Annotated in this window: 15 protein-coding genes; 6 read left to right on the forward strand and 9 right to left on the reverse strand. The window is 73.6% G+C overall.

The window, feature by feature from the left end; genetic code table 11:
• The first annotated feature begins 190 nt into the window (after positions 1 to 190).
• Together EAD98_RS26425 and EAD98_RS26430 are read left to right on the forward strand one after the other, a co-directional pair.
• The gene (locus EAD98_RS26425; protein ID WP_121656685.1) at positions 191 to 823 is read left to right on the forward strand and encodes a LysE family transporter; all 633 of its coding nucleotides are present in this window, start codon (positions 191 to 193) and stop codon (positions 821 to 823) included.
• Positions 824 to 873: 50 nt separating this feature from the next.
• The gene (locus tag EAD98_RS26430) at positions 874 to 1,527 is read left to right on the forward strand and encodes an acVLRF1 family peptidyl-tRNA hydrolase (protein ID WP_121656693.1); all 654 of its coding nucleotides are present in this window, start codon (positions 874 to 876) and stop codon (positions 1,525 to 1,527) included.
• Positions 1,528 to 1,686: 159 nt separating this feature from the next.
• On the opposite strand, the gene EAD98_RS26435 is transcribed toward EAD98_RS26430, so the two are convergent.
• The gene (locus EAD98_RS26435; RefSeq protein ID WP_121656686.1) at positions 1,687 to 2,607 is read right to left on the reverse strand and encodes a neutral zinc metallopeptidase; all 921 of its coding nucleotides are present in this window, start codon (positions 2,605 to 2,607) and stop codon (positions 1,687 to 1,689) included.
• A 263-nt stretch (positions 2,608 to 2,870) separates the two neighbouring features.
• Between EAD98_RS26435 and EAD98_RS26440 the strand changes: the two genes are divergently transcribed.
• Positions 2,871 to 4,475 (forward strand): ABC-F family ATP-binding cassette domain-containing protein, encoded by a 1,605-nt coding sequence (locus tag EAD98_RS26440; protein WP_121656687.1) that lies wholly within the window; start codon positions 2,871 to 2,873, stop codon positions 4,473 to 4,475.
• 40 nt (positions 4,476 to 4,515) lie between these two features.
• On the opposite strand, the gene EAD98_RS26445 is transcribed toward EAD98_RS26440, so the two are convergent.
• Positions 4,516 to 5,115 (reverse strand): cadmium resistance transporter, encoded by a 600-nt coding sequence (locus EAD98_RS26445; protein WP_121656694.1) that lies wholly within the window; start codon positions 5,113 to 5,115, stop codon positions 4,516 to 4,518.
• 219 nt (positions 5,116 to 5,334) lie between these two features.
• Between EAD98_RS26445 and EAD98_RS26450 the strand changes: the two genes are divergently transcribed.
• The 3 genes from EAD98_RS26450 (at position 5,335) to EAD98_RS26460 (ending at position 8,466) form a co-directional block, all read left to right on the forward strand.
• Positions 5,335 to 5,562, forward strand: a complete 228-nt coding sequence (locus EAD98_RS26450) for a helix-turn-helix domain-containing protein (RefSeq protein WP_007462679.1) — start codon at positions 5,335 to 5,337, stop codon at positions 5,560 to 5,562.
• Positions 5,563 to 5,608: 46 nt separating this feature from the next.
• Positions 5,609 to 6,376, forward strand: coding sequence for an enoyl-CoA hydratase/isomerase family protein (locus EAD98_RS26455; RefSeq protein ID WP_121656688.1), 768 nt, complete (start codon positions 5,609 to 5,611; stop codon positions 6,374 to 6,376).
• Between the two features lie 113 nt (positions 6,377 to 6,489).
• A complete protein-coding gene (locus tag EAD98_RS26460; RefSeq protein ID WP_121656695.1) occupies positions 6,490 to 8,466 on the forward strand; it encodes an ABC transporter ATP-binding protein in 1,977 nt (658 codons plus the stop codon).
• A gap of 93 nt (positions 8,467 to 8,559) precedes the next feature.
• Here EAD98_RS26460 and EAD98_RS26465 read toward each other — a convergent pair whose 3' ends face one another.
• The 7 genes from EAD98_RS26465 to EAD98_RS26495 form a co-directional block, all read right to left on the reverse strand.
• Positions 8,560 to 9,048 (reverse strand): hypothetical protein, encoded by a 489-nt coding sequence (locus EAD98_RS26465; RefSeq protein ID WP_121656689.1) that lies wholly within the window; start codon positions 9,046 to 9,048, stop codon positions 8,560 to 8,562.
• Between the two features lie 158 nt (positions 9,049 to 9,206).
• Positions 9,207 to 9,812, reverse strand: coding sequence for a G/U mismatch-specific DNA glycosylase (mug, locus tag EAD98_RS26470; RefSeq protein ID WP_121656690.1), 606 nt, complete (start codon positions 9,810 to 9,812; stop codon positions 9,207 to 9,209).
• Positions 9,809 to 10,570: an SDR family oxidoreductase gene (locus EAD98_RS26475; RefSeq protein WP_121656691.1), complete on the reverse strand. Its 762-nt coding sequence runs from the start codon at positions 10,568 to 10,570 to the stop codon at positions 9,809 to 9,811. Before EAD98_RS26475 ends, mug begins: the two co-directional genes overlap by 4 nt.
• Positions 10,555 to 11,040 carry a hypothetical protein gene (locus EAD98_RS26480; RefSeq protein ID WP_233583980.1) on the reverse strand — a complete coding sequence of 162 codons (486 nt, stop codon included), beginning with the start codon at positions 11,038 to 11,040 and terminating at the stop codon, positions 10,555 to 10,557. The genes EAD98_RS26475 and EAD98_RS26480 overlap by 16 nt, the downstream gene beginning before the upstream one ends.
• A gap of 92 nt (positions 11,041 to 11,132) precedes the next feature.
• On the reverse strand, positions 11,133 to 11,951 hold the full coding sequence (locus EAD98_RS26485; RefSeq protein WP_121656696.1) for a DUF692 domain-containing protein: 819 nt from the start codon (positions 11,949 to 11,951) through the stop codon (positions 11,133 to 11,135).
• Positions 11,948 to 12,865, reverse strand: a complete 918-nt coding sequence (locus EAD98_RS26490) for a TIGR04222 domain-containing membrane protein (protein WP_121656692.1) — start codon at positions 12,863 to 12,865, stop codon at positions 11,948 to 11,950. The genes EAD98_RS26485 and EAD98_RS26490 overlap by 4 nt, the downstream gene beginning before the upstream one ends.
• A 105-nt stretch (positions 12,866 to 12,970) precedes the next feature.
• Positions 12,971 to 13,543, reverse strand: coding sequence for a TetR/AcrR family transcriptional regulator (locus EAD98_RS26495; RefSeq protein WP_089019882.1), 573 nt, complete (start codon positions 13,541 to 13,543; stop codon positions 12,971 to 12,973).
• Between the last annotated feature and the right edge of the window lie 244 nt (positions 13,544 to 13,787).

Below are 13,787 nucleotides of genomic sequence, written 5' to 3' on the forward strand. Positions count from 1 at the left end.
GGGTGCACGGCGCGGGACGCGGGGGGGTGCGGGCGCGGGGCTGGGAAATGCGGTGGCGCCGGCGTGGCTTCGGCGCGCAGGATGCGCGTGTGATTGAGGCGTACCCGATGCAGGTCCCTGTCCGTGCGGCCACTGCCGTGCGTCGACAGCGGCCGGTCCGGGGACGAGCCTCGACCCGGCACCGACGTCCGTGAGCGGGGCGTTCCTGGCCGGTCTGGTGGCCGGTTACGGCGTCGCCATCCCCGTCGGCGCGATCGCGATCCTGATTCTGGGCCTGAGTGCGCGTACCTCGTTTCGGGTCGGCGCGGCCGCGGCGCTCGCGGTGGCGACGGCCGACGGCCTGTACGCGGCGGTCGCCGCGCTCGGTGGCGCCGGCCTGGCCGGGATCATCGGGCCGGTCGCCGGGCCGCTGCGGGTGGTCTCCGCCGTGGTCCTGCTCGGTCTCGCCGGGCACGGTCTGTGGCGGACCTGGTCCGCCCACCGCTCGCGGCAGACGCCGGCGGCACCCGTCGGGCGTGGTCTGAGCACGCCCGGGCGGGCCTACGCGGCGTTGCTCGGGCTGACCCTGCTGAACCCGGCGACGGTGCTGTACTTCACCGCGCTGGTGCTCGGTCGTCGGGACACCGCCGACGCGGACCCGGGCGCGGCGGCGCTCTTCGTGGCGGGCGTGTTCCTGGCGTCGGCGAGTTGGCAGCTGGTCATCGCCGGCGGTGGCACCGTGGTCGGTCGGGCACTGAGCAGCCCGCGCGGGCGCCTGGTCACCAGCCTGGTCTCCAGCGCGCTGATCGCCGCGCTGGCGGTGGCCGCGCTGCTGCCGGGCTGAGCGCCGCGCCCGACCGCCCGATCTGCGCTGCCGTGCCGTACGGTCGGGCGGTGACCAGTCGACCCGCAGCCGGGGGAGGCCGGTGGGTGGAGGTCGACCCGGCCCGCGTCGGGCGCTGGGTCGAGGGCTTCGCCGACCGGCACGGCCCGCACGCCACCACCGGGCGGGAGTACGGCCTGCTGCTCACCGCCCCGGACGGGGCCACCGCCGAGCTGTACGCCCCACCCGGCGCGCCGGCCAGCGGTGACGTCCCCGGGTTCGTGGCCGCTGCCGTGGCGCCCCGCCGGATCGGCCTGCTGCTGGCCCGCAAGGGCGCGGTGGCCGTCGGCGTGGCCGAGGGCGCCGACCTTGTCGTCTCCAAGGTGGACACCCGGTACGTGCAGGGGCGCACCGCCGCTGGTGGATGGTCCCAGCACCGGTTCGCCCGGCGGCGCGACAACCAGGCCAAGGCGGCGCTGGGTGATGCGGCGGACCTGGCCGTACGCCTGCTGTTGCCGGAGGCGGCGGCGCTGACGGCGATGGTCTGCGGTGGTGACCGCAAGGCGGTGGACACGGTGCTGGCCGATCGGCGGTTGGCCCCGCTCGTGCCCCTGCGCGCCGAGCGGCTGCTCGACGTGCCCGAGCCTCGGCACGCGGTGCTCGTCGCCGCGGTGGCTGCGGCTCGTGCGGTACGGATCCGGCTGCGCGACCCGGCACCCGACTGACCTTGCCCGCTCGGGGGAGGGAACCGGCGTTCCTGGCGTTCCGCCGTGCTGCCCCTCCCGTGTCGATCATGGAGTTGTGGTGGTGGACGAAAGTTGCTCGTCCGCCCATACCGGGCACCAAAACTCCATGATCGACGGGGACGGCGACCGGGGCCAGTCTCAGAGCTGGTCGGTGCCGAAGGTGTCGCAGGTCTTCGGGTTGCCCTGGTCGTAGCCCTGCTGGAACCAGCGCTGGCGCTGCGCTGAGGTGCCGTGGGTGAACGAGTCCGGGTTGACCTGCCCGCCGGAGCGTTCCTGGATGCTGTCGTCGCCGATCGCCTCGGCGGCCTTCAGCGCCTCGCTGATGTCGGTCTGGGTGATCGACTTGAACAGCGGTTCCTGGCCGGTCTTGTCCTTGGTCTCGGTGGCGTGCTTGGCCCAGGCGCCGGCGTAGCAGTCGGCCTGCAACTCCAGCCGGACGGACGCGGAGCGGGGGCCGCTCTGGTCGCCCTGGCTGGCCTTCTCGTTGGTGCCGAGCAGGTTCTGGATGTGGTGTCCGTACTCGTGGGCGAGCACGTAGGGCTGGGCGAACTCGCCCTTGGCGCCGAACCGGGAGGCCAACTCCTCGTAGAAGCTGAGGTCGATGTAGACCTGCCGGTCGGCGGGGCAGTAGAACGGGCCGACGCCCGAGTCGGCCTGCCCGCAGCCGGTGTTCACGGCGGCCTGGAAGTAGTTGGTGTCGGTCGGCTCGTACTTCCCGTTGCCCAGCTCCGGGTACGCCTTCTGCCAGTAGCCCTGGATGCTGTTGACGTAGGCCAGGTTGCGGCAGCGCAGGTCGTCGAAGCGCTGCGGGTTGTCGCGCGAGCAGAGCTGCTCCAGGTCGGTGCCACCGGCCTGCCCGCCCTCGTCGCCGTTGGTCATCGCGTTCAGGCCGAACCCACCGCCGAGCAGCGCGACCAGCACGGCCACCACGATGCCGATCAGTCCGCCGCGACCACCGCCGCCGGGAAGTGGAATGCCGAGGCCACCGCCCCCTCCACCGCCCCGGCCCCGGTCGTTGACCTGGGAGGTGTCGAGCTCGGCCCGCTCGTTGAGTTCCATGCTGACCCCGATCGCCGTATGCCGGTGAATGTCGTGTGAATGTCGTTCTGTCCTCAAAATGCCGGACGGGGTCCGGACAGCGCTTTCGGTACCCGATGATCTTGATCGGTAATCCGGACGGGCCCTCCAGCGACGCCCGGTACACTGGTTGGGTGCTGCGCTGCGAAGGCTGAACCGCCCCGCGCCGTCGGGCCACCGAGCCCGCCGGCGGTTTCGCGTGCCCCGAGTCAGCCTTCCAGATCCCGAGAGCGAGCCCCGAACAGATGATCACTGCCACCGGCCTGGAACTGCGTGCCGGCTCCCGGATCCTGCTGTCCGACACCACCCTGCGTGTGCAGCCCGGTGACCGGATCGGCCTGGTGGGCCGCAACGGCGCCGGGAAGACCACCACGCTGAAGGTGCTCGCCGGCGAGGGTCAGCCGTACGCCGGGCAGATCGACCAGCGCAGCGCCATCGGCTACCTGCCGCAGGACCCGCGTACCGGCGACCTGGAGGTGACCGGTCGTGACCGGGTCCTCTCCGCGCGCGGCCTGGACGTGCTGATGTCCCAGATGCAGGAGATCGAGGCCAAGCTCGCCGAGGACGCCGACGAGAAGCTGGTCCGCCGCTACGGCGCGCTGGAGGACCAGTTCGCCGCCCTGGGCGGGTACGCCGCCGAGGCCGAGGCCGCGCGGATCTGCGCCAACCTGGGCCTGCCGGACCGCGCGCTCGCGCAGTCCATCGGCACCCTCTCCGGCGGTCAGCGACGGCGCATCGAGCTGGCCCGGATCCTGTTCCGGGACGCCGGCGAGAACGGCGGCGGCATCCTGCTCCTCGACGAGCCGACCAACCACCTCGACGCCGACTCGATCACCTGGCTGCGGGGCTTCCTCGCCAACCACAAGGGCGGCCTGATCGTGATCTCCCACGACGGCGCGCTGCTGGAGTCGGTGGTCAACAAGGTCTGGTTCCTCGACGCCACCCGGTCCGTGGTCGACGTGTACAACCTGGGCTGGAAGGCGTACCTGGAGGCGCGCGAGACCGACGAGCGCCGCCGCCGCCGGGAGCGGGCCAACGCCGAGAAGAAGGCCGGCGCCCTGATGGCGCAGGCCGACAAGATGCGGGCCAAGGCCACCAAGACCGTCGCCGCGCAGAACATGGCCCGCCGGGCCGAGAAGCTGATCTCCGGCCTGGAGGAGGTGCGGGTCGCCGACCGGGTCGCCAAGGTCCGCTTCCCCAGCCCCGCGCCGTGCGGCAAGACCCCGCTCACCGCGACCGGCCTGTCCAAGTCGTACGGGTCGCTGGAGATCTTCACCGACGTCAACGTGGCGGTGGACCGCGGCTCCCGGGTGGCCATCCTGGGGCTCAACGGCGCCGGCAAGACGACGCTGCTGCGGATGCTCGGCGGCCTGCTGACGCCGGACACCGGCGAGGTGCACGCCGGGCACGGCCTGCGGCTGGGTTACTACGCCCAGGAGCACGAGACGCTGGACGTGGAGCGGACGGTGCTGGAGAACATGCGCGCCGCCGCCGTCGAGCAGTCCGACACGGACCTGCGCAAGATTCTCGGCGCGTTCCTCTTCTCCGGCGACGACGTGAACAAGCCGGCCGGGGTGCTGTCCGGCGGCGAGAAGACCCGGCTGGCCCTGTCCACCCTGGTCTGTTCCGGCGCCAATGTGCTGCTGCTCGACGAGCCGACGAACAACCTCGACCCGGTCAGCCGGGAGCAGGTGCTCGACGCGATCGCCAACTACCCGGGCGCGATCGTGCTGGTCACCCACGACCCCGGCGCGGTCCTGGCGCTCAAGCCGGACCGGGCGATCCTGCTGCCGGACGGCGACGAGGACGCCTGGAGCGACGACCTGCTCGAGTTGGTCGAGCTGGCCTGACCGGTCGCGTGTCGGACGGGGCCACCCCGCCCGGCCGCCCTCAGCCGAGCAGGTCGACCAGCCGGCCGAGCACGCCGGAGCTGACCAGGATCACCACCCCGATGCCGACGAAGATCGCCGGCACCAGCCAGTGGCCGGCGCGCTCCACCAGGCGCACCACCCGGGGGTGCCCGCCCAGCCAGGCCCCGGCGGCGCACCACAGCGCGATGAGCAGCACGAAGACCAGCAGGAAGACCGCGCTGTCGGCCGGGCCGAGGGCGCGGAACACGGGTACGTAGACGGCCACGTTGTCCGCGCCGTTCGCGATCGTCACCCCGGCCACGCCGAGCGTGGAGGCCACCACGGCGGGCGCCTCGTCGTCGTCGCGCCGCACGAGAGCGCGGATCCCGAGCGCGATCGGCAGCAGTCCGAGCAGCCCGGTCCACGGGTCGGGCACCACCAGCAGACCCGCGGCGACCACCGCGCTGGCCAGTGCCAGTGTCCCGATGCCCAGATATTGTCCGGCGACGATCTGCCGGGCCCGCGGGCGGCCGGTGCGGCGGGCGCTGACGAAGAACAGCGTCAGGAGGACGATGTCGTCGATGTCGGTGGCGGCGAAGACCACGGCCGCCCCGGCTGCGGTGCCCAGCAGGTCGATCACGACCGCAGGGTACGGGTCGTCGGCGGGCACTGTCGCACGGCGATGGTGGTACGCCCGGACGGCGCGGCGGGACCGATCGCCAGGATCACTCTATCGGGAAGCTGACATTGCATAGCGTGTCGGTTGGCGAAGAGTTGATATCTGGCGCATGATCGTTCGAGACGGTCTAATAGGTGGGACCGTATCCGAACCGCACAGTCTGGGACGTGAGGACACAGCATGGCAGCCACTGGCACAGCCACCAGCACTGAGAAGGGTCGCCGGATCGTCGGAGCCGAGCGTCAGACGCTCGCCAAGGACCTGGTAAAGCGGTACACCTCGGGGGAGAGCATCCGCGCGCTGGCGGCCTCGACCGGCCGTTCCTACGGGTTCATCCACCGAGTGCTCACCGAGTCCGGGGTGCAGCTGCGTCAGCGCGGCGGTGCCCGGCGCCGCAAGAAGGCGTGACCCGACCCTCAGCGTCGTTCACCAGCGCCGTTCCCCGGGCGGTCCGGTGACCGCCGAGACGACCGGGGTCCGGCTGACCTGCGACGGGCCGGTCGCCACGGTGACGTTGTGCCGGCCCGACGTGCTCAATGCGCAGACGCCCGCGATGTGGCGCGCGATGAGCGACTTCTCCCGCGACCTGCCCGGCGACGTGCGGGTGGTGGTGGTCCGGGGCGAGGGGCGCGCGTTCTCCGCCGGTCTCGACCTCGCCGTGGCCGGCGCGTCCGGGCCGGGCTCCTTCGCCGAGCTGGCCACGCTGCCCGAGCAGGAGTGTGCCGACCGCATCGCCGAGTTCCAGGCCGGGTTCACCTGGCTGCACCGGCCCGACGTCATCTCGGTCGCGGCCGTGCAGGGTCACGCGATCGGCGCCGGGTTCCAGCTCGCTCTGGCCTGCGACCTGCGCGTCCTGACCGCCGACGCGAAGCTGTCGATGGCCGAGGTGACCCTCGGCCTGGTGCCCGACCTGGCCGGCACGAAGCGCCTCGTCGAGCTGGTCGGCTATGCCCGGGCGCTGGAGATCTGCGCGACCGGCCGGCGGTTGGACGCGGCCGAGGCGGACCGGATCGGGCTCGCCACGCTGGTCGTGCCTCCCACCGAGCTGGACGACGCCGTCCGTGACCTGACCGCCGGGCTGCTCGCCGGCGCACGGGACGCGGTGGTGGAGATCAAGGCTCTGATCGCCGGTGCGGCCGGGCGGTCGCACGCCGACCAGCAGCGCGCCGAACGGGAGGCACAGACCCGACGGCTGCGTGACCTCGCCGGCCAGGGAGAATAGTAAGGACCGTTCGGGAAGATCCGGGTTACGACCGAGGTTGTCACAGTCGTCGGGAGAATTGACCTGACGACTCGGTCCGCCCGACGACCCGGAGGTGAGTGGTGTCCAACCCGATGTCCGGCGGTGGCATGGCGGGCTGGAGCATGCTCCGGTCGATGCGTAACCGGGACGAGGTCTCCACCCACCGGCTGAAGCACGGGGTGGCCCGGCGGATCGTCGCCTTCGCCCAGCCCTACCGACGCGACATCGTGGTCTTCCTGGCCACCGTGGTCCTGGCCGCCATCATCGGCGTGGCCACCCCCGTGCTCGCCGGCGACGTGATCAACGCGATCAACCGGGGCGGCACCGAGGCCGGCCGGCTGGTGGTCAAGCTGGCCCTGTTCATCGCCGGGCTCGCGGTCGCCGACGCGCTGCTCTCGCTGGCGCAGCGGTGGTATTCCGCCCGGATCGGCGAGGGCATCATCCTCAACCTGCGCACCCGGGTCTACGACCACGTGCAGCGGATGCCGTTGCAGTTCTTCACCCGCACCCAGACCGGCGCACTGGTCAGCCGACTCAACAACGACGTGCTCGGAGCCCAGCGGGCGTTCACCTCCACCCTGTCCGGGGTGGTCAGCAACGTCATCCAGCTGGTGCTCACCGCCGCGGTGATGTTCACCCTCTCCTGGCAGATCACCGCGCTCTCGCTGGTGCTGCTGCCGATCTTCATCATTCCGGCCCGCCGGGTCGGCCGGCGGCTGGCCGACATCACCCGCGAGGCGTACAACCTCGACGCCAAGATGAACGCGACCATGACCGAGCGGTTCGGGGTGGCCGGCGCGCTGCTGGTGAAGCTCTTCGGTCAGCCCGAGATCGAGGCCCGCCGGTTCGCCGGTCGAGCCGAGCGGGTGCGCGACATCGGCATCCAGTCCGCCATGTACTCGCGAACGTTCTTCGTGGCGATGCTGCTGGTCGCCTCGCTGGCCCAGGCGCTCACCTACGGCCTCGGCGGCTGGCTCGCGGTGACCGGCGGTGTCAGCGCGGGCACCGTCGTGACCCTCGCGCTGCTCCTCACCCGCCTGTACGGGCCGCTCACCGCGCTCTCCAACGTCCGGGTGGACGTGATGAGCGCACTCGTCTCGTTCGACCGCGTTTTCGAGGTGCTCGACCTGAAGCCGGGCATCGTGGAGAAGCCCGACGCGGTGCCGGTGCCCCGGGGCGCCGGCCGAGTCGACTTCCGCGACGTGCGGTTCCGCTACCCGAGCGCCGCCGAGATCTCCCTCGCCTCGCTGGAGGAGGTCGCCACGCTCGACCGCACCGTCAACGAGCCGGTGCTCAAGGGCGTCTCGTTCAGCGTCGAGCCGGGGCAGATGGTCGCCCTGGTCGGCCCGTCCGGCGCCGGCAAGTCGACGCTGTCCATGCTGATCTCCCGGATCTACGACGTCACCGACGGGCAGGTGCTGGTCGGCGGGGTGGACGTGCGCGACGCGACGCTCGCCTCCCTGCGCGACGAGATCGGCGTCGTCACCCAGGATTCGCACCTGTTCCACGAGACGATCGCCGAGAACCTGCGCTACGCCAAGCCGGACGCCACCGACGACGAGATCTGGGCCGCCCTGGCGGGCGCCCAGGTCGCCGACCTGGTCCGGTCGCTGCCCGACGGGCTGGACACCACCGTGGGGGAGCGCGGCTACCGGTTCTCCGGCGGCGAGAAACAGCGCATCGCCATCGCCCGGCTGCTGCTCAAGGCCCCGTCGATCGTGATCCTCGACGAGGCGACGGCGCACCTGGATTCGGAGAGCGAGGCGGCGGTGCAGCGGGCGCTGTCGGTGGCTCTGGCGGGGCGTACCGCCCTGGTGATCGCGCACCGGCTGTCGACCGTCCGCGACGCCGACCAGATCCTGGTCCTGGACGGCGGGCGGGTCGTCGAGCGTGGGCGGCACGAGGAACTGGTCGCGGTCGGCGGGCTCTACGCCGAGCTGTACCGGACCCAGTTCGCGGTCGCCGACTCGCCCACCCCGTACGTGGACGCGACCGGCCCCGAGCCGGTGATCATGCCGCTGGGCACCTACGTCGCCGACGAGGCGCTGCCGCCCGCAGCCGCCAACTGACCCGGTTGGTCATCTGGCTCACCTTTCCAGCGCGGAGCGGCCACGAGTGCTCCGTTGGAGACACGGGCAGTTCGCAGGCCGCCGGTGGGAGGGTCAGGCACCGAATGGTGGGTGTGGTGAGTCGACGACGTGGACGCCCCGGGACCGCAGGAGCGCGTTGACCCGGTCCCGGGTCTCCTGGTCCGGCTTGCGCAAATTCCAGATGCGACCCACCAGGACCGCGCTGTTGGGGCCGGGCACGTCCCACGGCCCGCCATCGGGATAGACGGCCAGGGCGATCTGCCCGAAGCCGGGCCGGGTCAACCCGGCTTCGCGGATCTCCTCCCATCGGTAGCGGCGGGTGACGCGGCCGCGATGTCGGACCAGCAGTCCGGTGTGGTCGGCCAACACGGCGTCGCCCCGCTGCCACCACGCCACCAGCACCGTGGCGAGCAGAAGAGCGACCGGCACGAACGGAAAGGCGGGCGCCAGCCAGATGCCGGCGCCGACCAGCGCGGCGAGCACACCGATCGGGACGAGCACCGCGGGCCACAGCTGCGAGGCGAGCAGCTCCTCCAGATCGGGCCTCTGATCGTCGGCCATGTGGTGTTCGTTCCCCGTTCGCAGTGGAACGACACCGGTCGATCACAGTGCGAGGCAAGGCCGCTGGTCGGTTCCCCCCGGTGCTGTGGGTCGTCCTGTCCGACGTGGAAGTCCGGCGCCAGTGCAGCCTTTGGTTCGCCGAGAGGCGACGGCGGCGGTCAGGCCGCCGAGCGGTCCGGCAGACCGGTCGCCAGGCGCAGCTCGGCGAACGCGGCGCCCAGGGTCGCCGGCGTGAAGTGCGCGTTCAGCCCGCTCGGGTTGGGCAGCACCCACAGCCGCGCCCCGGCCAGCGACTCCGGCTGCGGCCCGAAGGCGGCCCTGGGCCGGCCGAAACCGATCCGGTACGCCGTCACACCCACCACCGCCACCCAGCGCGGCCGGTGCCGAGCCACCTTGTCGGTCAGAATCGCGGCACCCTCGTAGAGTTCCTCGGTGCTCAGTTCGTCGGCGCGGGCGCTGGCCCGGGCGGCCATGTTGGTGATGCCGAGGCCGAGGGCGGGCAGCTCGTCCTGCTCGCTCGGGTGCAGCAGTCGGGGGGTGAATCCTCCCCGGTGCAGCGCGGGCCAGAAGCGGTTGCCGGGCCGGGCGAAGTGCCAACCGGTCGCGGCCGACCACAGGCCGGGGTTGATGCCGACGAAGAGCACCGCCAACCCCGGCGCGAGAACGTCGGGGATGGTCCGGTCCGCGGCGGCGGCCAGCTCCGCCCGGGTCGGCCGGGGGTGCCCGGCGGCGTCGGTGGCCCGCCGGACCGGGTTGGGCGTCACAGCCCGCGCAGCGCGCCACCGTCGACCGGCACGGTGACGCCGGTCAGGTAGCTCGCGGCGGGGGAGAGCACGAACGCGGCCACGCGACCGAACTCGGCCGGGTCCCCGATGCGCCGCAGCGGGATGGTGGCCTCCGCCTCGGCGCGGGCCCGCTCCGGGTCGCCGGTGGCGGCGAACAACTGCCGGTTGCGGTCGGTGAGGATCCGGCCGGGCAGCAGGCCGACGATTCGCACGCCGCGCGGGCCGTAGTCGTCGGCGATGTCCTTGGCGACCCCCACCAGGCCGGGCCGTAGGCCGTTGGAGATGCCCAGGCCGGGCACCGGGCCGCGGGCCGACGTGGAGAGCACCAGCCCGATCGCGCCGCCCTCGGGCAGCGCGTCAGCGACCGTGCGTACCGCGCGGACGGTGCCCAGGAAGACCGTCTCGAAGGACTGCCGCCACTGCTCGTCGCTGATCACGGCGGCGTTGCCCGCGGGCGGGCCGCCGACCGAGACCAGTGCGCCGTCGAGTCGACCGAAATGCTGCCGGGCAGCCTCGACGAGCTGCCCGGGCGTCTCCGGGTCGGCGAGGTCCGCGGCCAGGCCGACCGCCCGCTCCGGGCCGCCCAGCCGCTCGGCGGCGGCGGCCACCGCGTCGGCGTCCCGGGCCGAGAGCACCACCCGGGCCCCGTCGGCCACCAGGCACTGCGCCGTCGCGTAACCGAGGCCGCGGGAGGCGCCGGTGAGCACGTACACCCGGTCGGTCAGTCCGAGATCCATGCCGCCGATCCTGCCGCATCCGGTACGCCGTCGCCACCGGCGGGCAGCGCCGCCGGTGGACGCGGGGCGGGGCGCAGCAGGCGTACCCTGCCGGCGATCTGCGCCGCGACGGCGCCGCCGGCGCGGGCGACCGCCGGCAGCCGACGCGGACGCGGCGTCGAGCGCCCGTCGTAGCGCAGGACCACCTCCCGGGCAACCAGCTCCTCGGCGCCCGCCGGGGGCAGTGCGCCCCGCTCGCGCAGGGCCCGGGCCAGGTCCCAGCCGTCGCGCAGCGATCCGACGGTGGGGCGGTTGGCGGCCCAGTCGGCGAAGGTCGACGGCCAGCCCCCGCCGAGGCCGGCGGCGAGCAGCGGCCAGTGCCGGGCCACCTCGCCGGCTCGCTTGCGCAGCAGGGCCGCCCGGGTGGCGGCCAGCGGCGCCGGTGCGAACCCGGCCGGCGGCGGTCCCCCGGCTACCAGCGCCGCGACCAGCTCCGCCTGCCGTTGGGCGAGCCGGCCCGTGGTCGGGTCGCCGGCGCGGTCGACGGCGGTCCGCGGCCCGTTGCTGGGTGGTGGCGCGCCGGTCACGTCACGGCCGGGAAGTTCGCGGCTGCGGCGAGGGCGTCCAGCTCGGCGCGGAGTTCGGCCGCGGGCGGGTAGTCGCCGTCGCGCTCCAGCAGCAGCGCCGGCGGTCGCCGCCGGGCGCAGAGCGCGCCGACCAGCTCCAGCACCGCCGGCGGCACCGGGTCGGTGTGCGTGTCGTGGTAGAAACCGCCGCGTTCCGCGCCGCCGGCCACGTGCACGTACCCGACCCGCTCCAGGGGCAGCCGGTCCAGCAACGCCAGCGGGTCGGTGCCCCGGTTGCGGGCGTTGGCGTGCACGTTCGCCACGTCCAACAGCAGCAGCGCCCCGGTCCGGTCCAGGATCTCGGTGAGGAAGTCCGCCTCGTCCAGCTCGTCGTCGGGCCAGTCGACCAGCGCGGCGATCGGTTCCAGCGCGATCGGCACCGGCAGGTCGGCCTGGGCCCGCGCCACGTTGGCGCAGACCGCGTCGACCGCCTCCCGGCTGCGCGGCAGCGGCAGCAGGTGCCCGGCTTCCAGACCACCGGCCCGGACGAAGGCGATGTGTTCGCTGACCAGCGGGGCGTCGACCCGCTGCGCCACCGCGGCCAGGTGGGCGACCCGGGCCGGGTCGACCGGCTCGGCGCCGCCGAGGGAGAGCCGCACCCCGTGCGGTACGACGGTCAGCGCGCGCTCGCGCAGCTGTGCCAGGCCCGGCGGGAGCGGCCCGGTCGCGGGCACCGACTCGGCCACCACCTCGACGAAGCGCAGGCCGGGCAGCTCGGCCACGAAGCCGGCGATCTCCGGGCGCCAGCCGATGCCGACGCCGTACGGGCCGGTCATCCGCCGCACCCACCACCGCCGCCGCAGCCGCCGCCTCCGCCGCACGAGCTGCCACCACTGCACGAGCTGCCGCCGCCGTCACCCGACGTGCCGCCCGACGACCACCCGCTGCCGGACGCCGCCTGGCGCTGGATCTCGGCCTGCTCGGCGAAGCCCGGGTCCAGGGCCCAGAGCGACGCCGTGCCGTACAGGGCCACGCCCATCGCCGCGCCGGCCGCGCCGTAGGTGGCGAACGCGGGGGACGAGGCGGGCGCCAGGTGGGTGTGCTGGCGGCGCAGGTCGCGCAGTGCGGCGCGACCGGCCCGGGTACGGTCGGGCACCCGCCACAGCACCAGCGCCGCCGCCAGCACCGCGAACATGGCGAGCATCAGGTAGCCCACCGGGCGTCCGTTGGAGAGCCCGGTGAAGAACCGGTACCCGCCGATGGCCAGCAGGCCGACGAGGCCCAGGGTCCAGTGCCGGGCGGCGGTCCGGCGCTGGTGGCTCAGCAGCAGTCCACGCTGCTCGAGCCCGGCGCGGAGCTGGTCGAGCGCGGTGCGGACCCGTTGGTCCTGAGGCAGCTCGCCGGCTCGGGCGCGCTGATGGGCGGCCCAGTGCACCGCCTGGTCCAACGGGGTGAGCCCGGTCGGCGCGGGGCCGGTGGTCAGCAGCCGACGGTCCGGTCCGACGCCGATCGCACCGGCACCGCGCAGGCCGCCGACCGCGGCGTGCACGGCGAGGCGGGGACCGCCGTTGAGGTATGCGGCCTGTTGCGGATCGAGTGGCCCCGACACGGTGTCCGAGGCGCTGGCGGGCCGGCGGAGCCGGTGCCACACCGAGAGCGCGACCAGCACGGCGGCCGCCGCGAGGTAGAGCCGGAGGAAGGTCGGGCCGGGGATGCCCCAGGTGTCGCCCGACGCGGCGTGGACGTTCATCGGCTGCTCCTGTCGCCGGAGGGTTCGGCGGCCTCATTGTGGAGCAGCGGTGCCACGGTCGTCGGCCCGGCGTCCGGGTAGGACGCTCGGTGGCGGCCGGAGCGGTCAGCGGCGGCGGACCGCCTCCTCGACCAGGTCGAGAACGGGGCCCAGGTCGCCGGCCGGCCGGCCCATCGCCAGGTGCAGCACCAGGCCGTCGTAGGCCAGCTCCAGGAACTGGGCGAGCACGTCGATCGGCACGTCCTCGCGCAGCACCCCGGCGTCGCGCTGGCGGGCCAGCCGGTCCCGGGTCGCCTCGGCGATCGCCGCGGACCGTTCCGCCCAGCGCCGGGCGAACGCCGGGTCGGTACGCAGCCGGCGGGAGACCTCCAGCTGGCTGCCGAGCCAGCCGGTGGTGTCGGGGGAGACGGCGCCGGCCAACAGGTCCCGCATCACCTGCACCAGGCCGTTGCGGGCCACCGTCTCGACCATCGCGGCGGCGTCGTCCTCGGCGACCGCGAGAAAGAGTGAGTCCTTGTCCCGGAAGTGGTGGAAGATGGCACCCCGGGAGAGCCTGGTGGCCTCCTCGAGGCGGCGTACGGTCGCCCCCTCGTAGCCGTGCCGGGCGAAACAAGACCGCGCGGCGGCAAGGATCTCCTGACGGCGCGCGTCGAGCTGGTCCTGGCTTACTCTGGGCACGCGTCGATCGTCGCAGGTCACCCCGCGTCACGCAAACCGTACGTACGGCTTGGTATATCACCCGAGCCGGCACCGCTACCATCGCCCCGTGACTGCGCCCCACACCCCCGCCGCCCCGCTCACCGTGGCCACCGTCCAGGCCACGCCGACGCCCGGCGACGTCGCCGGCAACGCGGTCGCCGCCGCCGACCTGGTCCGCCGGGCCGGTGGGCAGGGCGCCCGGGTGGCCGTCCTGCCGGAGCTG

The sequence above is a fragment of the Micromonospora sp. CV4 genome, from assembly GCF_003667455.1.
Lineage (GTDB): Bacteria > Actinomycetota > Actinomycetes > Mycobacteriales > Micromonosporaceae > Micromonospora.